Consider the following 20,490-nt stretch of genomic DNA (forward strand, 5'->3'; position numbering starts at 1 on the left):
CGCCGCCACTTCAACCCACAGGGACGACGCATCATGAAATGGGTGATCGGCAATTGGAAAATGAACGGCCTTTCGGAGAGCCTTCATGAGGCCCGTTCGATCGGAGACGGCATCGGCGGCTGGACCGGCAAAGTCGTTTCCATGGTCTGCCCGCCCGCGACTTTGATTGCACGCATGGCCATGCATTGCGCTGGCACGGCTCTGGAATTCGGGGGCCAGGACTGCCATGCGAAAGCCTCAGGCGCGCATACCGGGGATATCGCCGCCGAAATGCTGCATGACGCGGGTGCGCGCGCAGTGATTCTCGGACATTCGGAACGCCGCACGGATCATGGCGAGACCAGTGAACAGGTGCGCGCGAAGGTCGATGCTGCATGGCGCGCTGCCCTGACGCCGATCGTCTGCGTCGGCGAAGTCGAAGCGGAGCGGGATGCGGGCCGTGCCGAAGCCGTGGTGGAAGAACAGCTCGCCGCCTCCCTGCCAGATGCTCTTCCCACCCAGGAGAACGAAGACCTGATCGTCGCCTATGAGCCGGTCTGGGCGATCGGCACCGGCCGTGTACCGACCGAGGCCGATATCGGTGCCATGCACGGCCAGATTCGCGCGCATCTTGTGAAGCGCTACGGCGAAGCGGGTCACCGCGTCCCGATCCTTTACGGCGGCTCGATGAAGCCGGACAACGCCAAGGCGATCATGTCCATCGCCGACGTCGATGGCGGTCTTGTCGGCGGCGCGAGCCTCAAGGCTGAGAGCTTCCTGGCGATCGCTGAAGCGGCTGCGGCAGCAGAAGCGGCCTAACCGCCTTTAAGTCGACACCGGCCTCGTGTAGAAGGCCGACCAAATTCCAAAAACGGCAATTGATCTGATGACTACTGTTGTGATCGTCATCCACCTGATGGTGGTTTTGGCCATGATCGCCCTTGTACTCCTGCAGCGCTCGGAAGGCGGTGCGCTCGGCATCGGCGGGGGCGGCGGCATGATGAGCGGCCGCAGCGCCGGCAATCTTCTGACGCGCTCGACGGCAATTCTGGCTGCGGCGTTCTTCGCGACTTCGATTGGGCTGACGGTCCTGGCGAGGCTCGATAGCGGGCCGAGCGACATCTTCGAACGCTTGCAGAACCGACCTGTCGCGCCTGCGACGACCACCGAGCCGAATGCGCCCGCGGCGCCTGCAGACACGTCCGGCGATCAGCCCGTGACGCCGCCGAGCGCGCCGAGCGGAGCGCAGGACGGACCGGGCGTCCTCGACGCTCTGAAGAGCTTGTCGAACTCTCCGCAGCCGATGGAGCCAACGTCGCCTTCGACGTCCGGCCCGCAGACGCCTCCGGCTGAAACGCCCTCTGAGGCTCCTGCCGATACGGCGCCCGAGCAGACTGCTCCCGAACAGACATCTCCTGCGCCTTCGGATGCTTCGTCCGACGCATCGTCGGCAGGTGACAACACGGGTAGCCCGGCAAGCGAGGCATCGCCTTCGGACGAGGCTGCGCCGTCCAATGCGGAAACTCCGGCGAGCGAAGACGCCCAGTCGGGCTCCGGCAATTCGGCTGGTTCGGAGAATCCGGATCAGCCGCTCGGAGGCTCGGCCCAGTAATGTCGTTTGTTTCCTGGGCACCTGCCGCGTTCACCGCGGCGGTGGTGCCTTTGCGTCACAGCCGTGCCCTTCTGCACGGCTGTTTCATTTTCGACTCCACGAATCGTTCCAGCTTAGGTAAGCGTTGAGGCCCATGGCGCGGTACATCTTCATCACCGGCGGCGTGGTCTCTTCCCTCGGCAAAGGTCTTGCATCCGCAGCGCTCGGCGCGCTGCTGCAGGCCCGTGGCTATAAGGTCCGCCTCCGCAAACTCGACCCGTATCTGAATGTGGATCCGGGTACGATGAGCCCCTATCAGCACGGCGAGGTCTTCGTGACCGACGACGGCGCTGAGACCGATCTCGATCTTGGCCATTACGAGCGTTTCACCGGTCGCTCGGCCAATCAGCAGGACAACATCACGACCGGGCGGATTTATCAGGAAATCATCGCCAAGGAGCGTCGCGGCGACTATCTCGGCGCCACCGTTCAGGTGATCCCGCACGTGACGGATGCCATCAAGGAATTCGTCCTCGACGGCAACGAAGATTACGATTTCGTTCTGTGCGAGATCGGCGGAACCGTCGGCGATATCGAAGGCCTGCCGTTCTTCGAGGCGATCCGTCAGCTCGGCAACGAGCTGCCGCGTGGTCAGGCGATCTTCATCCATTTGACGCTGATGCCGTTCATTCCGGCGGCCGGCGAATTGAAGACGAAGCCGACGCAGCATTCCGTCAAGGAGCTGCGTTCGATCGGCATTCAGCCCGATATCCTTCTGGTGCGCTGCGACCGCCCGATCCCGGCGGCGGAGCGACGCAAGCTCGCGCTTTTCTGCAATGTGCGTGAAAGCGCGGTGATCACGGCGGAAGACGTCGGCTCGATTTACGATGTGCCGCTCGTCTACCATCGCGAAGGGCTGGACGCCGAGGTGCTGGCCGCCTTCGGCATCGACTATGCCCGCGGCATGGAGATCACGCGCTGGCAGGACATCTCCGACACCATCCACAATCCGGAAGGTGAGGTGACCATCGCCATCGTCGGCAAATACACCGGCTTGAAGGACGCCTACAAATCGCTGAGCGAGGCGTTGTTCCACGGCGGCATCGCCAACAAGGTGAAGGTCAATCTCGAATGGATCGAGAGCGAGATCTTCGAGAAGGAAGATCCCGCCCCCTGGCTCGAGCGCGTCAACGGCATTCTCGTGCCCGGCGGGTTCGGTGAGCGCGGCGCGGAGGGCAAGATTGCTGCGGCGACCTTCGCACGCACGCGCAAGGTGCCTTATTTCGGCATCTGCTTCGGCATGCAGATGGCGGTGATCGAAGCTGCCAGGAATATGGCTGGCCTCGAGAACGCCAATTCGTCGGAGTTCGGAGCTACCGACGAGCCGGTCGTCGGGCTGATGACGGAATGGCTGAAGGGCAATCAGCTGGAGAAGCGGGCAGAGCAGGGCGATCTCGGCGGTACGATGCGACTTGGCGCCTATCCGGCCTCTCTGTCGGAGGGGAGCCGCATCGCGTCGATCTATGGTCGCAAAAACATCTCCGAGCGCCATCGCCACCGCTACGAGGTGAACATCGAATACCGAAAGCGGCTGGAAGAGGCGGGGCTCACCTTCGCCGGCATGTCACCCGACGGGCTGTTGCCGGAAACGGTGGAGCTCGCCGAGCATCCCTGGTTTATCGGCGTGCAGTACCATCCGGAGCTGAAATCGCGTCCGTTCGAGCCGCATCCGCTCTTTGCGTCCTTCATCGCCGCGGCCGTGGAGCAGAGCCGGCTGGTTTGATCTCGCAGGCGCGGGCCATTCCGGTGCCGCGCTTGTCCGAGCTTTTGCCGGCACGTATGCCTGCGGCCCTGAAATGATTGCCGAAAGACCACCATGCGTCCGATCGATCACCTCGTCTTGCCGGTTGCCGCACTTGCTTCGGCGCGAGAGCGTCTGACCGAGCTCGGCTTCCAGGTCTCGCCGGATGCGCGGCACCCTTTCGGCACAGGCAACGCCCGCGTATTCTTCAAGAACCGCACCTATCTTGAGCCGATTGCCACGCTCGATCAGGCCGTGGTCGACAAGGGGATCGCCGAAGGGCTCGTCTTCCTCGACAGGATCGCGAAGGCGAGCGCACGTGCCCCAGAAGGCTTCGCGATGCTGGCCTTGAAGGGCGACGATGCGGAAGAAGCTCTGGACCTCTACCGGCAGAAAGGCTTTGGCGTCGGCGATCTCTTTTCGTTCGTCGGCAAGGCGCGCAACGATGCCGGCGAAGAAACCGAATATGGTGTGCGTCTTGCTTTCGCGGCCGATCCGAAAGCGCCGGAGGCCGCGATCTTCGTCTGTCAGCCTGTCGGCATGAGTGTGAATACCGGCACGCATTATTGTGACCACCCAAACGGATCAGAAGGCGTCGTCGCCGTCGCTGCGGTCGCCAAAAACCCGGCCGACTTTCATGTCTTTCTTTCGGCGGTGACCGGACAGCGTGAGCTGCGCGCAACGTCGTTTCTCGTCGAGGCGGAGCTTGGCTCGCAGAGGCTGCTTCTCATGACGCCGGCGGGGTTTGAAAACCGTTACGGCGCCACCGCTCCCGATCCAGGCGACGGCTTCGTCTTCGCTGCCTTCGAGGTCCTGGTCGACAATCTCGATAAGACGCGCGAGTTTGCGCCAGACGGGATGCGCCATGCAGAGCGGCTGGTCGTGCCGCCGGCGCCAGGTCTCGGAACCGTCCTTGCTTTCGTGGAAAACCGATGAATGACACCGTGCAGCGTTTAGTCCCCAATGCGGTTGTTGAAGCCGGCAGCGTTAACTTCGGCAATCACCTGCCGTTTTCGCTTATCGCGGGACCCTGTCAGATGGAGAGCCGCGATCACGCCTTCGATATGGCGGGCGCGCTCAAAGAGATGACGCAACGGCTCGGGATCGGCCTCGTCTACAAGACGAGCTTCGACAAGGCGAACCGCACGAGCCTCTCCGGGCGCCGGGGCGTCGGCCTGGAGGCGGCGTTGCCGGTTTTCGCCGACATCCGCAAGGAGCTCGACCTGCCGGTTCTGACCGATGTTCATGAGCGTGGGCAGTGCGCCGAGGTCGCCGAGGTCGTCGACATTTTGCAGATCCCAGCCTTCTTGTGCCGGCAGACGGATCTTCTCATCGCCGCCGCAGAGACCGGCCGGGTCGTGAACGTGAAAAAGGGCCAGTTCCTGGCGCCCTGGGATATGAAGAACGTTGTCGCCAAGCTGATGGCGAGCGGCAATCCAAACGTCCTTCTGACCGAGCGCGGGGTTTCTTTCGGCTACAACACGCTCGTGTCCGACATGCGGTCACTGCCGCAAATGGCGGAGACCGGAGCGCCGATCATTTTCGATGCAACGCATTCGGTGCAGCAGCCGGGCGGGCACGGCGGCTCCTCAGGGGGTGATCGCCGCTTCGTGCCGGTACTTGCCCGCGCGGCGATCGCGGTGGGCGTCGCCGGGCTCTTTGTCGAGACGCACCAGGATCCCGACAACGCGCCCTCTGACGGGCCGAACATGGTTCCGCTCTCTGAGATGGAAGCGATGCTTGAACGGCTGATGGCGCTCGATGCTGTGGTGAAAGCCTCGCCGAGCGGCCGGTAAGGTCACGTCACGCCCGCGGCGAAAGCATGGCCGTGCCTTTTCCTTGCCGAGATGCCTGAGCCTTGCTCCGGCCGCGCCGTATTGCCTCCAAACCTTTGACGAGATCACGCCAGCGGGCGCGCATTCCGGCCGAATGCGGCCGTTTGCCGACAGGCTTTTATTATCTTTTTTTCATTCGTGCGGATTCGCCATCTCCCTTAGCGTGGGGCCGCGAATGGTTGGGTGAGATCAACTCCAGCCAAGATCGACACGAAAATGGGATGGTATTGATGCGCGTGCTTCTCGTTCCGGTCGCTCTCGCGATTTCCCTTGTGTCCGCGGCCTTTCTGATGGGGCGGCAGGCCGATGTGCAAACAACACCGGCAATCGATGCTCCCCGACACGAGATCCGGATGGCCACCGGGCAAAGTCCGCATTTTTGGGTCGATTGGCCGTCTGAAGGCTGCGCGGCTTCCAAACGTGTCGTCGTCACCTATCGCGGTGAGACGTCGTTCTTCTGCGCTGACGATCTCGGACGGTCGAGCTAAAAGGTCCGCGACACGCGCACCTAAGGGCGTGAGCTGCGCGGCAGCTCTGCCGCCAGGGGGCTTTTGTTGCGCGTTCACATCGAATAGGAAAACGCCCTGAAGGGGGATCCCATATGACTGCGATCATAGACATTATCGGCCGCGAAATTCTCGACAGCCGCGGCAACCCGACCGTAGAGGTCGACGTGCTTCTCGAGGACGGATCGACGGGACGCGCTGCTGTACCGTCCGGAGCCTCGACCGGCATCCACGAAGCCCACGAGCTGCGCGACGGCGACAAGTCACGTTACGGCGGCAAAGGCGTTTTGAAGGCCGTCGAGGCGGTCAACAGCGAGATTTTTCAGGCGATCGGCGGCCGCGAGGCCGAGGAGCAGATCGCCATCGACCGCGCCATGATCGAGCTCGACGGCACGGAGAACAAGGGCCGGCTCGGCGCCAACGCCATTTTGGGCGTGTCTCTTGCTGTTGCCAAGGCGGCTGCGGCTGCCCGGGCTCTGCCGCTTTACCGCTATGTGGGCGGCGTCGCGGCGCGCACCCTGCCGGTGCCGATGATGAACATCGTCAATGGTGGTGCGCACGCCGACAACCCGATCGATTTCCAGGAATTCATGATCATGCCGGTCGGCGCAGACACCTTTGCCGACGCGCTGCGCATGGGCTCCGAGATCTTTCATCGCCTGAAGGCGTCCCTTCACGATGCCGGACACAACACCAATGTCGGTGATGAAGGCGGTTTCGCGCCGGGGCTCGCCTCGACCGACGAAGCGCTCGGTTTTGTCGTGAAGGCGATCGAGGCAGCCGGCTACAAGCCGGGCGAAGATGTCTACCTCGCGCTCGATCCGGCATCATCCGAGTTCTTCAAGGACGGAAAATACGTGCTGGAAGGCGAGGGGCGCACGCTCTCGCCGGCCGAGATGGTCGACTATTATGCCGATCTCGTCGCTCGCTATCCGATCGTCTCGATCGAAGACGGAATGGCCGAGGACGACTGGGACGGCTGGAAGATCATGACGGACAAGCTGGGCGACAAATGCCAGCTGGTCGGTGACGACCTCTTCGTGACCAACGTCAAGCGCCTGAAGCGCGGCATTGACGATGGCATCGCCAATTCGATCCTCGTCAAAGTCAACCAGATCGGCTCGCTGACGGAGACGATGGAAACGGTCGAGATGGCGCATTTTGCCGGCTACACCGCCGTCATGTCGCATCGTTCTGGCGAGACGGAAGACGCGACAATCGCTGACCTGGCCGTCGGCACGAACTGCGGACGCATCAAGACCGGTTCGCTAGCCCGCGCCGATCGGACGTCGAAGTACAACCAGCTTCTGAGGATCGAGCAGGATCTCGGTGCTTCTGCGCATTATGCGGGTCGCGCAGTTCTGAAGAAGTAATTTGCCGAAGGCCCGCTGCGTGTGACGTGGCGGGCCTTCGAAACTCAGGCCGCGAGCACCTCGAAAACGGCCGTATCGATTGTAAACGAGCCGTCGTCCTCGATGGCGAAGTGGCGGGAGACATTACCGCTCGCCGTCTTTTGCAGAAGACGAATCGCGGACGAAAATTCCGGCTCGGTGCCGATGCGCTCCACCCAGGACGCGAAGTCGAGCCGCAGCCGCGCGCCCATGCTGCGGCGGAGTGAGAAGCCCGCGCTCTGCAGTTCCCGCAGCCATTCTGAGATTGAATAGTCGCGCACATGCGACGGGTCCCGCAAAAGCTCCACCGCCTGCAAATGCGTGTCGAGGAGCGGTGTGCCCGGAGAGACGACGTCCATGAAAATGGCCGTCGAGCCTTCCTTCAGAATACGACGCGCCTCCCGTAGAGCGCCTGGAAGATCGGTCCAGTGATGGGCGCTGAAGCGGCTTGCGACGAAGTCCGCCTCGCCATCGCCGAAGGGCAGGGTGTGGATGTCGCAAACTTGCGTCTCGATATTGGGAAGTCCGCGATTTCGCGCCGTCTCCGCCACAGCCGAGAGCATTTCCTGTGAGAGATCGCATGCGACGACGCGGCGGGCAAATCCCGCCATCGTGTAAGTGACATGCCCGCCGCCAGCACCAAGATCGATGGCCGTTTCCGGGTTAAGCTCGGCGATGCGTTCGGCAAGATAGGCAAGATCGGAGCCGCTCGCATGCACGGCGCTTGCCACATATGACGCGGCACGAATGCCGAACTGGCGGTCGATGAGTACGTTCTGTGACATGCTCGAGGCCATGGGAGGTCCCTCTCAATCAGGCTTTTTGGGAACGCATGCGTCATATGCCGTCAGATGCGGCCACGAATCCAGTCTCCTTGTTCCTCCTTTCTGAACGCATGATGACGGGGGAGGTCGCCGCTGTCGGGAAGAAGGGAGACGAAAGGGCACCGGGCATCCGCGCCATCGGCTTCGATGTCTTAACGTGACAGCAAGAAAGGCGCCCCGAATTGGGACACCTCAATACCGGCTGTCACACCGTTTCTTTACCCTGGGTCTCTAGTGTCCAACTCGTGGGGACGGAAGGGTTCTGCGTACGTCCCCGCCGATCACCTCCAGTCTGAGTGAGCGTTGGGGTAGAGCGGCCGATGGCAACCCGGCAGCGTAAACAGTCGAAGCTTAAGCCGCTTGCCCTTCCGTTGGGCTGCCTCCTTGTGCTCGCCTATTTTTCCTATCATGCCGTTGAAGGGCATTATGGATTGGAGGCACTGGAGACGCTGGAAGCGCGCAAGGTCGAGCTCAACAAAGAGCTCGACGAGCTGCTTGCGAAGCGCGCCAAGCTTGAGCGCCGGGTCGCTCTTCTGCGTCCGGACAGCCTCGACCGCGATATGCTCGATGAGCGCGCACGTCAGGCGCTCAATCTCGTTCATCCCACAGATATCGTGATTTACGACGCTGCCGACGGCAGCTGAGCATCGGCTTTTGTCGAGGCGCTTTTTCCCCTTCCTCCGGTCCGTGGGACGGCATGCAACCCTGCCTGTCTTGCGAAACGGGTTTCCCCGCCCATTTTCCCGTAATAGTGTGCGGCAGAAATTTCAGGAGGACTGGAATGGCGGCAGCCAAGACCCCGTCACAGACGGGGACCGGCCAGCGTAGGTCACGCTCGCGCTCGCAAAACTCTTCCGCGAAGACCCGCGGGAAGGCGAATGAGAACGGAAATCCCCCGGTAGGTGCGACGGCCGAGCGGCCGAACACCGAGACCGCTGAGAAGTCGGCGTTCGATCCGATCGTCTTTTCCAAGGACGAGGATCTGAAGGCCTATCGCGAGATGCTTCTCGTGCGGCGATTCGAGGAGAAGGCAGGCCAGCTTTACGGCATGGGCCTGATCGGCGGATTCTGCCATCTCTATATCGGCCAGGAGGCCGTCGTCGTCGGCATGCAAATGGCGTTGAAGGAGGGGGATCAGGTCACCACCACCTATCGCGACCATGGGCACATGCTTGCGACAGGTATGGACCCAAAAGGCGTCATGGCGGAGCTGACGGGTCGTCGCAGCGGCTATTCGCACGGCAAGGGCGGCTCCATGCATATGTTCTCGCGGGAGAAGAACTTCTTCGGCGGACATGGCATCGTCGGCGCCTCGGTGCCGATCGGCACGGGCCTCGCCTTCGCGAATCGCTATCGCGAGAACGATTGCGTCTCGATCACCTATTTCGGCGATGGCGCAGCCAATCAGGGACAGGTCTACGAGAGCTTCAATATGGCGAAGCTCTGGAGCCTTCCCGTCATCTACGTGATCGAGAATAATCAGTACGGCATGGGCACATCGGTGGCCCGCGCTTCGGCCACGACTGAATTGTGCAAGCGGGGCGAATCCTTCGATATCCCGGGCCACCAGGTGGACGGGATGGATGTGCGGGCCGTGAAGGCCGCCGGTGATTTTGCCGCCGAGCATGCCCGCTCCGGCAAAGGCCCGATGATCCTCGAGATGCTCACCTACCGCTATCGCGGCCATTCGATGTCGGATCCGGCCAAATATCGCTCGAAGGAGGAGGTGCAGAAGATGCGCACCGAACACGATGCGATCGAGCAGGTGAAGAAGCGGCTGATGGAAAGCCACGGCATGAGCGAAGATGACGTGAAGGCCGTGGACAAGGAAATTCGCGGCGTCGTGAACCAGGCGGCGGAATTCGCCCAGAACGATCCCGAGCCCGATCCGTCCGAATTGTGGACGGACGTGTACGTAGAAGCGTGAGGCCCTGCTGAATGCCGACCGAGATTTTGATGCCGGCCCTGTCGCCGACCATGGAGGAGGGAAAACTCTCCAAATGGACGGTGAAGGAGGGCGACGAGGTCGCCGCCGGAGATGTGATCGCCGAGATCGAAACCGATAAGGCGACGATGGAGGTGGAAGCCGTCGACGAGGGCAAGATTGCCAAAATTCTCGTCGAAGAGGGCACCGACGCCGTCAAGGTCAATACGCCGATCGCGCTGTTGCTCGGCGAAGACGAAAACGAAAGCGATCTCGAAAAAGCCGCCTCTGGAGACAAGGGAAGCAAGGCCAATGGCGGCTCTGCTCCCGCGACGCCGGAGCCCGAGGCTAAGGGGAAGGAACCTCAAAAGGAGGACGAAAAGCTCGGCCGCAAGGACGGACCCGTCTCCGTGCTCGTGGCGATGGACAAAGCCGAGCCGCCAGAAGATCCGGACGTGCCCGAAGGCACCGAGTTCGAAGAACAGACGGTGCGTGAGGCGCTGCGTGACGCCATGGCCGAGGAGATGCGCCGCGATGGCGATGTCTTCGTCATGGGCGAGGAAGTGGCCGAATATCAGGGTGCCTACAAGGTTACCCAGGGGCTTCTCGACGAGTTCGGCGAACGCCGCGTCATCGATACGCCGATCACCGAGCATGGTTTCGCCGGCCTTGGCGTGGGGGCGGCGTTCGCCGGCCTGAAGCCGATCGTTGAATTCATGACCTTCAACTTCGCCATGCAGGCGATGGATCAGATCATCAATTCGGCCGCGAAGACGCTTTATATGGCAGGCGGTCAGATGGGCTGCCCGATGGTCTTCCGTGGGCCGAATGGTGCCGCCGCCCGCGTTGCTGCGCAGCACAGCCAGGATTACGCGGCCTGGTATTCGCAGATCCCGGGCCTCAAAGTCATCCAGCCGCATACGGCGGCCGACGCGAAGGGTCTTCTGAAGGCGGCGATCCGTGATCCAAATCCCGTGATCTTCCTGGAAAACGAGATCCTTTACGGCCAGTCGTTTCCTGTTCCGAAGCTCGATGATTTCGTCCTGCCGATCGGCAAGGCGAAAATCGCGCGCAAAGGCTCGGATGCGACGATCGTCTCCTTCGGCATCGGCATGACCCACGCCTTGAAGGCGGCGGAGCAATTGGCCGAACAGGGCATCGATTGCGAAGTGATCGACCTCAGAACGTTGCGGCCGCTCGATATCGAGACGGTCATCCGTTCCGTGAAGAAGACCAATCGCTGCGTGACGGTGGAAGAAGGCTGGCCGCAGAACTCGATCGGCTCCTGGATCGCCTCGCAGCTGATGGTGAAGGCCTTCGATCATCTCGACGCGCCAGTCTTGTCGGTGACCGGCAAGGATGTGCCGATGCCGTATGCCGCCAACCTTGAGAAGCTCGCTCTGCCGAGCGCCAAGGAGGTGGTCGAAGCCGTGAAAGCGGTGAGCTATGCCGACTAGGCTGGCATTCGGAGTGTTGGGCGGGGCTTGTCTTGCGGGTTCCGCTTGCTCCGATTTCCGCCATTTTGTGTGGAGCTGAAAACGAGCGATGGCTGAGCCCGCGGAAAGACAGGCGACCTACGCCGATCTTCAGGCGGTCCCGTCGCATCTCGTCGCCGAGATCATCGACGGGACGCTCGTCACGCATCCAAGGCCGACACCTCGGCACGCTGCTGCGGCGAATCTTCTGTCGTACGAGGTCACCGGCCCGTTCCAAAAAGGCCGGGGCGGTCCCGGCGGCTGGATCTTCCTCGTTGAACCTGAGCTGCATTTGGGGCGGGACGTTGTCGTGCCGGATATCGCCGGGTGGCGCCGCGAGCGCCTGTCGGTGCTGCCTGAGACGGCATATCTGGAGACGGCGCCGGACTGGGTTTGCGAGGTGATCTCGGCCTCGACCGAAACCTATGACCGGGTGTCGAAGCGCAGGATTTATGCAGGTGCCGGTGTCTCGCATCTCTGGCTGCTCGACCCGCGCTCCAAGGTTCTGGAGGTCTTCGCGCTCGCCGGCGACAGCTGGCTGCTCGTCGGCACCTTCCGCGACGGGGACGATGTCGCTGCGCCCCCGTTTGACGTCATGACGTTTCCGCTGAGCGCGCTCTGGCCGCTCGATGTCGAGGGCGAAATCTCGCCCAACGCGCAATAAAGAATTTCCGGAGAACCGGTTTATGTCGATCAATATCCTGATGCCCGCCCTGTCGCCCACCATGGAGAAGGGCAATCTCGCCAAATGGCACGTCAAGGAGGGCGATGCGGTCGCTCCGGGCGATGTCATTGCCGAGATCGAGACTGACAAGGCGACCATGGAAGTGGAAGCCATCGATGAGGGCACGGTCGCCAAGATCCTGGTCAGCGAGGGAACCGAGGACGTCGCGGTCAACGATGTGATCGCCATTCTCGCCGAAGAGGGCGAGGACGCCGATGCCGTGGAAGCGCCTGCAGAGGAAGCCTCGGCCTCCGCAAACGGCAAGGGGGCTGATGCTTCGCCTCCGGAACCGAAAGAGACTGAGGGCGGTGAAGCCGTCCCGCGCGAGGGGCTGCATGACGCCGACGCTGCGGACAAACCGAAGCCATCTCGCGAGACGGAGAAGTCGAACGGCAAGTCGTCCGGCCGAATTTTTGCCTCGCCGCTGGCAAAGCGCCTCGCGAAGGAGAAGGGCCTGGATCTGTCGGCGCTTTCGGGTTCCGGCCCTCACGGGCGTATTGTCAAACACGACATCGAGGAAGCTGTCGAAAAGGGGGAAGGCCAGGCCGCTGCCCCGGCTGCCGCAGAAACGGCACCCGCATCCACGCCGAAGACGCCGGCACCGGCCGGTATGGGCGACGAGCAGATCCGCAAAATGTTTGCCGAGGGCAGCTATGAAGTCGTGCCGCACGATTCCATGCGGCGCACCATTGCCCGCCGCCTGGTCGAAGCGAAGACCACGATCCCGCATTTCTATCTGACAAGCGATTGCGAGATCGATGCGCTCCTGAAGCTGCGTTCCGAGATCAATGCGGCCGCGCCCGTTATCGACGACAAGCCGGCCTATAAGCTGTCTGTGAACGACTTCGTCATCAAAGCGATGGCCATGGCGTTGCAGGCCGTGCCGGAGGCGAACGTCACCTGGACGCAAGAAGCGATGCTGAAGCACAAGGGATCCGATGTCGGCGTCGCCGTCTCGATCCCGGGTGGCCTGATCACGCCGGTCATCCGCGATGCGGAGAAGAAAACTCTCTCTGTCATCTCGAACGAAATGAAGGATATGGCGGGCCGCGCGCGGCAGCGGAAGCTGAAGCCTGAGGAATATCAGGGTGGAACGACTGCCGTCTCCAATCTCGGCATGTACGGCATCCGTGATTTTGCGGCCGTTATCAACCCGCCTCACGCGACCATCCTGGCCGTCGGCGTCGGCGAAAAACGCGCCGTCGTGCGCGAGGACAGGGTCACGGTCGCCTCAATCATGACGGTGACATTGTCGACGGACCATCGCGCAGTGGACGGTGCGCTGGGAGCCGAGATGCTTGCCGCCTTCAAGCGCTATATCGAGAACCCGATGACGTTGCTGATCTGAGCGGCACGGAGTTGATGCGTTTCATAAGTGACCGCCCGCAAGTGAGGGCGGGACTGGCGGTTGCGGGCATCCTTGCCGTGACGGCCGCCATCCTCCTCGCTATGGGGCGGATCCCGATCTGCGAATGCGGTCGCGTCGAGCTCTGGTACGGCGATCCGAACGGGCCGGGGAACTCCCAGCACCTGTCGGACTGGTACACGCCCTCGCATATCATCCACGGCTTCTTGTTTTACGGCGCGCTGTGGCTCCTGGCCCGGAACTGGTCTGCGGTCAGACCGGTCGGAGTGCGATTGGTCCTGGCGACTCTGGTCGAAGCGGCCTGGGAGATTGTCGAAAACTCGCCCTGGATCATCGATCGCTACCGCGAGGTGACGATCGCCGCCGGCTACAATGGCGACAGCGTCCTCAATTCTCTGTCGGACATCGTCGCGATGATGGCGGGCTTCTGGTTCGCACGCATATTGCCCGTATGGGCGACCGTGTTGATTGCCGTTGCCATGGAGCTCCTGGTCGGATGGCTGATCCGCGACAATCTCGCATTGAATGTCTTGATGCTGTTGTGGCCGCTCGATGCGGTGCGCGAGTGGCAGGCGGGCGCGGCACCTCTTTGAAAGCTCGGCGGAAGCTATCTGGAGGGGCGGATCGAGCCGGTGATAATGCTGTCGTCGCGCTCGTCCCTTGCCGCCACAAGCGCTCCGGCATCCATCCTCTGCATCGCGAGTTCCGTCGCGAGTTTGTCGAGGCTATAGCTGGTGAGCTTGACACCGGCGACTGAGACGACGGCGATCAGCGCTGCAATCAGCGCATATTCGCTCGTGCTGTTGCCGGCGTCGTCGCGCCAGAATCGTCTTGTGGAATCGCGCATGCCCATCCCCCTGGGTTCTCCACAAGATAGAGAAGAAGCCTTGCACGATGGTAAACCGCGCGTTGCCGGAAACGATGAAAATGCGCGGAAGAACGGTGCGGCAGCTTTTGTCGCGCCCAGAACGTTGCATGCAGCAGGCTGAGATAGCGTGTTGTCGCGTGAGAGGGTCCCGGATGTTTCTGTCGGTTTTCGATATCTTCAAAATTGGCATCGGTCCGTCGTCGTCGCACACGATGGGGCCGATGGTGGCGGCGGGACGCTTTCTCAACCTCATCCGTGATGGCGATTGGCCGCGCCCTGCCGGCGTCGAGCCAGCGCGGCTCGCCGTCAGCCTGCACGGCTCGCTCGCGTTCACAGGCAAAGGCCACGGCAGCGACCGCGCGATCCTTCTTGGCCTGATGGGCGAGAGCCCTCGAGACATCGATCCATTCCGCATCAATGAGATCATTGCAGGGGTTCACGAAACCGGGATGGTGACCCCGGCGGGGCACCCGGCCTACCAGTTCAATCCCGGAAATGATCTTGTCTTCGACTTCGACACGCCGCTCCCTGGCCACGCGAACGGCATGCGGTTTTCGGCTTTTGCCGCCGATGGGCGCCGGCTCGTGCAACAGATCTATTATTCGGTCGGTGGCGGTTTCGTCGTCACCGATGAGGAACTGGCGCGCACCTCCGCTGACGATTCCCCGGTTACCGACACCTCTCCCGTACCTTATCCCTTCGCAAGTGCCAGGGAGATGCTGGCGATGGGAGAGAGCTCGGGGCTCAGCATCGCAGAGATGAAAGAGGCAAACGAACTCGCGCGCGGGCAGGAGAGCCAGGCTCTCGTCTCGGGCTTGGAGCGCATCTGGGACGAGATGCGCGCCTCGGTGGAGCGCGGGCTTTCGGGCGAAGGCGATTTGCCCGGTGGCCTTGGCGTCAAGCGCAGAGCGCGCGAACTCCATGATCGTCTGCAGCATGAGAGCGGTGCCAACGCGCTCCAGCCGCACCGCGTGATGGATTGGCTGAGCGTCTATGCCATGGCGGTCAACGAGGAGAACGCCGCCGGCGGCAAGATCGTCACCGCCCCGACGAACGGGGCGGCGGGGGTCGTCCCGGCGGTCGTCCATTATTACCTCGACCATTGTATCGGAGCATCGCGGGAGGGTGTGCGCACCTTCATTCTGACGGCGGCCGCGATCGGCGGCATCATCAAGCACAACGCGTCGATCTCGGGCGCTGAGGTCGGCTGTCAGGGGGAGGTGGGTTCGGCCTCTGCGATGGCGGCGGCTGGGCTCGCGGCGGCCCTCGGCGCCACCAATGCTCAGATCGAGAACGCTGCCGAAATCGCGCTTGAACACCATCTCGGCATGACCTGCGATCCGATTGCGGGACTCGTTCAGGTCCCCTGCATCGAGCGCAATGCGCTCGGGGCGGTGAAAGCTGTCACCGCCGCGTCTCTCGCCATGCGCGGCACCGGGGACCATTTCGTCCCCCTCGACAAGTGTATCGAGACGATGCGTCAGACCGGCCGCGACATGCACGAGAAGTACAAGGAAACCTCGAAGGGCGGTCTCGCGGTCAACGTCATCGAGTGCTGACGCCTCGGCTCTGCGTGCCCATGCGGGCCGTGGCTTGGTGTATCGCCCCGATCGTACGATTTTAGCCTGAAGCGACTGTTGAAGCTGGGGAGGGTGCCGGCTTTCCCCTTCACGGACGTTGCCGTCGGGACTAAATCGAAGGCATGGCGCTGCATCTTCTGAAGCTCTGTGTGGGCGCGGAATCAATCGACGACCTAAAGAACTGGATCGAACGGCGGCTTGCTGAGCGCGAGCAAGCTGGCGAGCCGGCTGAGCATGCCCATGTCACCCGCATGGTGCCGCGTCGCCGCGACGAGCTTCTGGCCGGCGGCTCCCTCTACTGGGTCATTAAAGGCAATGTGCAGGTGCGACAGCGCCTCTCGGATATCCGAGTCTTTCAGGACAGCGAAGGCGTTCAGCGCTGCCGTCTCGTGCTCGATCCGGAACTGGTGCCGACCGCCTGGCAGCCCCGGCGTGCCTTCCAGGGATGGCGCTATCTGAAGCCTGAAGATGCTCCTGCCGATCTCGGCGGCGATGTCGACGGCTTCGGGGAGCTTCCCGCAGACCTACGTGGCGAGCTGGCGGCGCTCGGCCTGCTGTAAGCGCTTTAGACCGCGATATTGTCGATGAGACGCGTGCCCCCCAGCCAGGCGGCTGCAAGGAGGCGGGCCGGACCATCCGAAAGCTCCGCGAGGGGCTGCAACGTCTCGCTATGTCGGAGCGAGATGTAGTCGACGCGAAAACCCGCCTCACTCAGCCGCTCTTGGACGTCATTGACGGTGCTGCCGGCAGGGGCGCCTGCACGCAGAGCGTCTGCTGCCCCTTGCAGCGAGGAATAGATCAGCGGTGCCCTCCGGCGTTCTTCAGCACTCAGATAGGCGTTGCGCGAGGACAGGGCGAGCCCGTCGGCCTCACGTGCGGTCGGCGCCGCAACGATGCGCGTGGGCAGCCTAAGATCGCTCACCAGCCGCCGGACGACGAGGAGCTGCTGATAATCCTTTTCACCGAACACCGCCTCGTCGGGAAAGCACGAGATCAGAAGCTTTGAGACGACGGTGGCGACACCTTCGAAGAAGTGTGGCCGGAAATCGCTCTCCAGCCCTTCGCTCGGTCCCCCCACTTTGACCGTCGTGGCATATCCTGCCGGGTACATTTCCTCGGCACTCGGCGCGAAAACCAACGGCACGCCGACCCTTGCGAGTGCCTCCAGGTCGGCCTCGGGGCGCCTTGGATAGCGAGAAAAATCCTCTTCTGGCCCGAACTGTGTCGGATTGACGAAGATGCTCACCACCACCCGGTCGCAGCGTTCTGCCGCAAGCTCCACGAGTTGGAGATGACCGGAATGCAAGGCGCCCATTGTGGGTACCAGCGCGATCGTTTCGTCAGCCGCACGCCAGCTGTCGATCCGGTCCCTGAGATTGGCGATACTCGTCGCGATATCGGGATGCACGTCGATCCTCGGATATGTGAAAGCTGCCGAAGCGGTAATCGGCCATGCTGACTTGCGCAAGGTGCCGCGCAGACCACATCCTGCGAAAAGGAGATGCGCAAGGCGATGACCAAGGGCAAAGACATCACGACCTCCGGGCGGGATCTTCCGTCTGAGAAAAGCCGCTCGAGCCGCGGCGAAATCGACGCATTTTTGAAACAGGCGAACAGCCTTGCACCGGTGAGCGGCGATGCGCGCGGGCGCCTGGTCTTCGCGCTCGATGCCACGATGAGCCGTCAACCTACCTGGGATCTCGCCTGCGGCTTACAGGGCGAAATGTTCAAGGCCGCGGCCGATGTCGGCGGACTGACCGTGCAGCTTGTCTTTTTCCGCGGCTTCGGCGAATGCCGCGCCTCCCGCTGGGTTGCCGACCCAGAAGCCTTGCGGGACTTGATGGTCCGGATCGGATGCCGCGGGGGCAAAACTCAGATCAAGAAAGTGCTCGCGCACACCCGCCGCGAGACCGAGAAGAAGCCGATTGCCGCTCTCGTTTATGTGGGCGATGCGATGGAAGAGGAGGTCGACGAATTGTCGAATATCGCGGGCGAACTCGGTCTCCTCGGCGTGCGCGCGTTCATGTTTCACGAAGGGCGGGACCCGCGTGCCGAAGCGGCGTTCCGTGAGATCGCGCGCCTGACGCGGGGCGCCTATCTGCCGTTCAATTCAGCCTCAGCGTCAGAGCTGAAAGACCTGCTTGGGGCGGTCGCGACTTATGCTGCAGGCGGCCTCAAAGCCCTGGAAGCATCGGGCTCGTCTGCGGCGCGTCGGCTGTTGCCATCGCTGAAGTGAGCCCACGATGATCAGAGGCCTTTTCATCCTGATCGCGGCTGTGGCCGCGATCTATCTGCTCTTTCGCGTCTTCTTGACGGCGTCTCCGGCAAGGCTTGCGGGGACGGTGCGTCTGGGGGCGGGGATCGCTCTAGGGCTCGTTGCCCTCGGCCTTTTGATCGTGGGGCAGTTCGCCTTTGCCCTGCCGGTCGCGATCTTTGCGTTCTCGCTTCTGCGCAAGAGCTGGGCACGGCGAGGAGGGGCTGCAAGGAACCAGTCGACGGTGCGCTCGGCCGGGTTTGAGATGACCCTCGATCATGCGACCGGCGAGCTCGATGGCACGGTTCTGAGCGGGCGCTACGAGGGGCGGCTCTTGTCGGAGCTCACGTTTGAGGAACTCACCTTGGTCGCCCGCGATATGACGGGCGACCCGGAATCACTCAGGCTTCTGGAAAGTTATCTCGACCGGGCGCATCCCAGATGGCGAGACGACATGCAGGCTGATGCCGACATGGGGGCAGGCCCGGCGCGCAGCGCGAGCGGAATGAGCACGCAGGAAGCCTATGATATTCTTGGGCTTCAGGCGGGCGCCGGCGAGGCGGAAATCCGCCAGGCCCATCGACGGCTGATGAAGCAGGTCCATCCCGACCGCGGCGGCTCCGCCGCTCTGGCTGCCAGAATCAACCAAGCCAAAGAGTGGCTTTTGAGAGAACACCGCTGAACTCCGTTTACGCAACGAACACTCCAGAGGACGGGGTCAGTTCGGCAGGGCGAGGCAGGAGAAGGACTTGCGCTTCAAGCTTGCGCAGGCAGCGCGCGCTTCGTTCTTTCCGGAAAAGCCGGCGAAGCGGGCGCGGTAGAGCGTCTCACCGCTCTTCTCGACCGGCTGCGTGAACGGGGTCGCCGAGGCGAGCACTGTTCCACCATTGCGCTTGGCTTTGTCGAGGAGGGTGCGTGCGCCTTCCTCGCTCGGCGTCGCACCGATCTGGATGTGCCATCCGCCAGGCGCAAGGCGCGGTTCCGAATAGCCCTTGCGGGTCCGGACCGAAACGAGCGGCTCTTCGTCTGCTGCACCTTCAGCGGTGTGCAAGGCGGGTTGCCCGAGAGCTGCGGCGCGGCGGTCTGCCATCCGCGTGAGGGCGGCAATCGGATCTTCTCCGGCAGTGTCGGATGCATAGGCGAGGCGAGCGACCTCCGTCGCCTCCTCGATGCGTGCGGCGATCGGATCGTAGCCGCTTGCGAGCTGCCGCGGCGCTGCGGGCCTGTTGGCCGGGGCCGAGACTGCGAGGATCGCGGCCTGCGCTGAGTCACCGCTGCTGATGCCGGGAGCGGCCGAAGCAAACGCCATCGTAGGTGCGAGTGCGGGCCGTGCATGCGGAAGCCGCGACGGCTCGGGAACATGCGCAACGACCATCGGCGCGGTCCGGAGGCCAGGCTTGGCATCGTCGAGGTAACGATGGATGAGATCGACCATATGAGCGTTTCGGGAGGCGCCGCTGCGTCCGCCCATCACCACGGCGATGATATGGCGACCGTCGCGCTCAACCGACGTGACGAGGTTGAAGCCCGAGTCACGAGTGTAGCCGGTCTTGATACCGTTCATGCCGTTCACCTTGCCGAGAAGGTGATTGGTGTTGCGGTATGTGCGTCCCTTCCAGGTGAAGGTGCGGGTGCCGAAATATTTGAAATAGCGGGGGAAGCGATCGTGGAGCGCGAGGCCGAGGCGGGCCATGTCGTGCGCGGTGGTCATCTGTTCGGAGTTGGGCAGGCCGTTCGCCGTGCGAAAGGTGGTGGAGATCATTCCGAGGCTATGGGCTTTCGAGGTCATCTTTCGGGCGAAAGCCGCTTCGGAGCCCGAGATGTTCTCAGCCACGACCACTGCGACGTCGTTTGCCGACTTCACGCAGAGAGCCTTGATGGCATCTTCGACCCGGATCGTCTGGCCCGGGCGCAAGCCGAGCTTGGAAGGCGGACGGCTTGCCGCTTCCTTGGAAACCTTGAGCTGGCTGTTGAGGCTGAGACGACCGCTGTCGAGCTCCTCGAAGAGGAGGTAGAGGGTCATCATCTTCGTCAGGGATGCAGGATAACGCAGCTCATCGGCGCGATCCTCATAAAGGATACGCCCAGTCTTCGCGTCCATCACGAGACCAGCGTATTTCTCATTGGCCGAGGCGCTGCCTGCGAACGCAACAAGGAAAACCGCCACGGCAATGGTCACCCATGTGCCCGAGCGCAAGATTCCTTCGACCGGATTTAGACGACCCTGTCTCAATTTTGACCCCACTGACGTCAGCCGCACGGGAGCCTATGACGCCGTTACCCCTTGATCCTCCGTGCTTATGCTTGCCCCAAGCTAGGAGGAGCGTCGTTACCGGACGGTAAACAGACGCCATTTTGATTGCACTGAATTG

General features: G+C 62.6%; 21 protein-coding genes. 17 read left to right on the plus strand and 4 right to left on the minus strand.

The genetic code is table 11. The annotated features are described in order from the left end of the window. Positions 1-33: 33 nt before the first annotated feature. From tpiA to eno, 7 genes are all read left to right on the plus strand, one after another. Positions 34-798, plus strand: a complete 765-nt coding sequence (tpiA, locus tag EO094_RS16435) for a triose-phosphate isomerase (protein ID WP_128293973.1) — start codon at positions 34-36, stop codon at positions 796-798. A 67-nt stretch (positions 799-865) separates the two neighbouring features. After that, positions 866-1,591, plus strand: coding sequence for a preprotein translocase subunit SecG (gene secG, locus EO094_RS16440; RefSeq protein ID WP_128293974.1), 726 nt, complete (start codon positions 866-868; stop codon positions 1,589-1,591). A 133-nt stretch (positions 1,592-1,724) separates the two neighbouring features. Then, complete coding sequence (locus tag EO094_RS16445; RefSeq protein WP_128293975.1) at positions 1,725-3,353, plus strand: CTP synthase; 1,629 nt, start codon at positions 1,725-1,727, stop codon at positions 3,351-3,353. 93 nt (positions 3,354-3,446) lie between these two features. Next, entirely contained in the window at positions 3,447-4,307 is an 861-nt protein-coding gene (locus EO094_RS16450; protein ID WP_128293976.1) for a VOC family protein, read from the plus strand. Next, a complete protein-coding gene (gene kdsA / locus EO094_RS16455) occupies positions 4,304-5,167 on the plus strand; it encodes a 3-deoxy-8-phosphooctulonate synthase (RefSeq protein WP_128293977.1) in 864 nt (287 codons plus the stop codon). Before EO094_RS16450 ends, kdsA begins: the two co-directional genes overlap by 4 nt. A gap of 218 nt (positions 5,168-5,385) precedes the next feature. Further along, positions 5,386-5,694, plus strand: coding sequence for a hypothetical protein (locus tag EO094_RS16460; RefSeq protein WP_128293978.1), 309 nt, complete (start codon positions 5,386-5,388; stop codon positions 5,692-5,694). A 113-nt stretch (positions 5,695-5,807) separates the two neighbouring features. Then, positions 5,808-7,085 (plus strand): phosphopyruvate hydratase, encoded by a 1,278-nt coding sequence (gene eno, locus EO094_RS16465; protein ID WP_128293979.1) that lies wholly within the window; start codon positions 5,808-5,810, stop codon positions 7,083-7,085. Positions 7,086-7,129: 44 nt separating this feature from the next. Here the strand turns inward: eno and EO094_RS16470 are convergent, their stop codons facing one another. Then, complete coding sequence (locus tag EO094_RS16470; RefSeq protein WP_128293980.1) at positions 7,130-7,900, minus strand: class I SAM-dependent methyltransferase; 771 nt, start codon at positions 7,898-7,900, stop codon at positions 7,130-7,132. A gap of 347 nt (positions 7,901-8,247) precedes the next feature. Between EO094_RS16470 and EO094_RS16475 the strand changes: the two genes are divergently transcribed. The 6 genes from EO094_RS16475 to EO094_RS16500 all read left to right on the plus strand — a co-directional run bounded on the left by EO094_RS16475 (position 8,248) and on the right by EO094_RS16500 (position 14,009). Next, the gene (locus EO094_RS16475) at positions 8,248-8,571 is read left to right on the plus strand and encodes an FtsB family cell division protein (protein ID WP_092812511.1); all 324 of its coding nucleotides are present in this window, start codon (positions 8,248-8,250) and stop codon (positions 8,569-8,571) included. A gap of 137 nt (positions 8,572-8,708) precedes the next feature. Beyond that, entirely contained in the window at positions 8,709-9,854 is a 1,146-nt protein-coding gene (gene pdhA, locus EO094_RS16480; RefSeq protein ID WP_092812509.1) for a pyruvate dehydrogenase (acetyl-transferring) E1 component subunit alpha, read from the plus strand. Between the two features lie 50 nt (positions 9,855-9,904). Next, on the plus strand, positions 9,905-11,308 hold the full coding sequence (locus EO094_RS16485; RefSeq protein WP_425455921.1) for a pyruvate dehydrogenase complex E1 component subunit beta: 1,404 nt from the start codon (positions 9,905-9,907) through the stop codon (positions 11,306-11,308). An 88-nt stretch (positions 11,309-11,396) separates the two neighbouring features. Then, complete coding sequence (locus EO094_RS16490) at positions 11,397-11,990, plus strand: Uma2 family endonuclease (RefSeq protein ID WP_128293982.1); 594 nt, start codon at positions 11,397-11,399, stop codon at positions 11,988-11,990. Between the two features lie 22 nt (positions 11,991-12,012). Further along, positions 12,013-13,398 carry a pyruvate dehydrogenase complex dihydrolipoamide acetyltransferase gene (locus tag EO094_RS16495; protein ID WP_128293983.1) on the plus strand — a complete coding sequence of 462 codons (1,386 nt, stop codon included), beginning with the start codon at positions 12,013-12,015 and terminating at the stop codon, positions 13,396-13,398. Positions 13,399-13,412: 14 nt separating this feature from the next. Further along, the gene (locus EO094_RS16500) at positions 13,413-14,009 is read left to right on the plus strand and encodes a DUF2585 domain-containing protein (RefSeq protein WP_128293984.1); all 597 of its coding nucleotides are present in this window, start codon (positions 13,413-13,415) and stop codon (positions 14,007-14,009) included. A 14-nt stretch (positions 14,010-14,023) separates the two neighbouring features. On the opposite strand, the gene EO094_RS18590 is transcribed toward EO094_RS16500, so the two are convergent. After that, on the minus strand, positions 14,024-14,263 hold the full coding sequence (locus EO094_RS18590; protein WP_205649953.1) for a Flp family type IVb pilin: 240 nt from the start codon (positions 14,261-14,263) through the stop codon (positions 14,024-14,026). 173 nt (positions 14,264-14,436) lie between these two features. On the opposite strand from EO094_RS18590, the gene EO094_RS16510 reads away from it, so the two are divergent. After that, positions 14,437-15,843, plus strand: a complete 1,407-nt coding sequence (locus EO094_RS16510) for an L-serine ammonia-lyase (RefSeq protein WP_128293985.1) — start codon at positions 14,437-14,439, stop codon at positions 15,841-15,843. Between the two features lie 143 nt (positions 15,844-15,986). Beyond that, positions 15,987-16,424, plus strand: a complete 438-nt coding sequence (locus tag EO094_RS16515) for a DUF1489 family protein (RefSeq protein ID WP_128293986.1) — start codon at positions 15,987-15,989, stop codon at positions 16,422-16,424. 5 nt (positions 16,425-16,429) lie between these two features. Here EO094_RS16515 and panC read toward each other — a convergent pair whose 3' ends face one another. Beyond that, positions 16,430-17,278, minus strand: a complete 849-nt coding sequence (gene panC / locus EO094_RS16520) for a pantoate--beta-alanine ligase (protein WP_128294317.1) — start codon at positions 17,276-17,278, stop codon at positions 16,430-16,432. Positions 17,279-17,377: 99 nt separating this feature from the next. Between panC and EO094_RS16525 the strand changes: the two genes are divergently transcribed. Continuing rightward, entirely contained in the window at positions 17,378-18,100 is a 723-nt protein-coding gene (locus EO094_RS16525; RefSeq protein WP_128293987.1) for a VWA domain-containing protein, read from the plus strand. Positions 18,101-18,107: 7 nt separating this feature from the next. Then, positions 18,108-18,800, plus strand: a complete 693-nt coding sequence (locus EO094_RS16530; protein ID WP_128293988.1) for a DnaJ domain-containing protein — start codon at positions 18,108-18,110, stop codon at positions 18,798-18,800. Between the two features lie 36 nt (positions 18,801-18,836). Here EO094_RS16530 and EO094_RS16535 read toward each other — a convergent pair whose 3' ends face one another. Then, complete coding sequence (locus tag EO094_RS16535; RefSeq protein WP_128293989.1) at positions 18,837-20,315, minus strand: D-alanyl-D-alanine carboxypeptidase; 1,479 nt, start codon at positions 20,313-20,315, stop codon at positions 18,837-18,839. Between the last annotated feature and the right edge of the window lie 175 nt (positions 20,316-20,490).

The sequence above is a fragment of the Afifella aestuarii genome (assembly GCF_004023665.1).
GTDB lineage: Bacteria > Pseudomonadota > Alphaproteobacteria > Rhizobiales > Afifellaceae > Afifella > Afifella aestuarii.

Coding starts and splice junctions, on each gene's coding strand:
- eno (WP_128293979.1), top strand. CDS start 5,808: ATGACTGCGATCATAGACATTATCGGCCGCGAAATTCTCGACAGCCGC.
- EO094_RS16530 (WP_128293988.1), top strand. CDS start 18,108: ATGATCAGAGGCCTTTTCATCCTGATCGCGGCTGTGGCCGCGATCTAT.
- EO094_RS18590 (WP_205649953.1), bottom strand. CDS start 14,263: ATGCGCGATTCCACAAGACGATTCTGGCGCGACGACGCCGGCAACAGC.
- EO094_RS16500 (WP_128293984.1), top strand. CDS start 13,413: ATGCGTTTCATAAGTGACCGCCCGCAAGTGAGGGCGGGACTGGCGGTT.
- EO094_RS16495 (WP_128293983.1), top strand. CDS start 12,013: ATGTCGATCAATATCCTGATGCCCGCCCTGTCGCCCACCATGGAGAAG.
- EO094_RS16510 (WP_128293985.1), top strand. CDS start 14,437: ATGTTTCTGTCGGTTTTCGATATCTTCAAAATTGGCATCGGTCCGTCG.
- EO094_RS16490 (WP_128293982.1), top strand. CDS start 11,397: ATGGCTGAGCCCGCGGAAAGACAGGCGACCTACGCCGATCTTCAGGCG.
- EO094_RS16445 (WP_128293975.1), top strand. CDS start 1,725: ATGGCGCGGTACATCTTCATCACCGGCGGCGTGGTCTCTTCCCTCGGC.
- pdhA (WP_092812509.1), top strand. CDS start 8,709: ATGGCGGCAGCCAAGACCCCGTCACAGACGGGGACCGGCCAGCGTAGG.
- secG (WP_128293974.1), top strand. CDS start 866: ATGACTACTGTTGTGATCGTCATCCACCTGATGGTGGTTTTGGCCATG.
- EO094_RS16470 (WP_128293980.1), bottom strand. CDS start 7,900: ATGGCCTCGAGCATGTCACAGAACGTACTCATCGACCGCCAGTTCGGC.
- kdsA (WP_128293977.1), top strand. CDS start 4,304: ATGAATGACACCGTGCAGCGTTTAGTCCCCAATGCGGTTGTTGAAGCC.
- EO094_RS16515 (WP_128293986.1), top strand. CDS start 15,987: ATGGCGCTGCATCTTCTGAAGCTCTGTGTGGGCGCGGAATCAATCGAC.
- EO094_RS16525 (WP_128293987.1), top strand. CDS start 17,378: ATGACCAAGGGCAAAGACATCACGACCTCCGGGCGGGATCTTCCGTCT.
- EO094_RS16485 (WP_425455921.1), top strand. CDS start 9,905: ATGGAGGAGGGAAAACTCTCCAAATGGACGGTGAAGGAGGGCGACGAG.
- EO094_RS16475 (WP_092812511.1), top strand. CDS start 8,248: ATGGCAACCCGGCAGCGTAAACAGTCGAAGCTTAAGCCGCTTGCCCTT.
- EO094_RS16450 (WP_128293976.1), top strand. CDS start 3,447: ATGCGTCCGATCGATCACCTCGTCTTGCCGGTTGCCGCACTTGCTTCG.
- tpiA (WP_128293973.1), top strand. CDS start 34: ATGAAATGGGTGATCGGCAATTGGAAAATGAACGGCCTTTCGGAGAGC.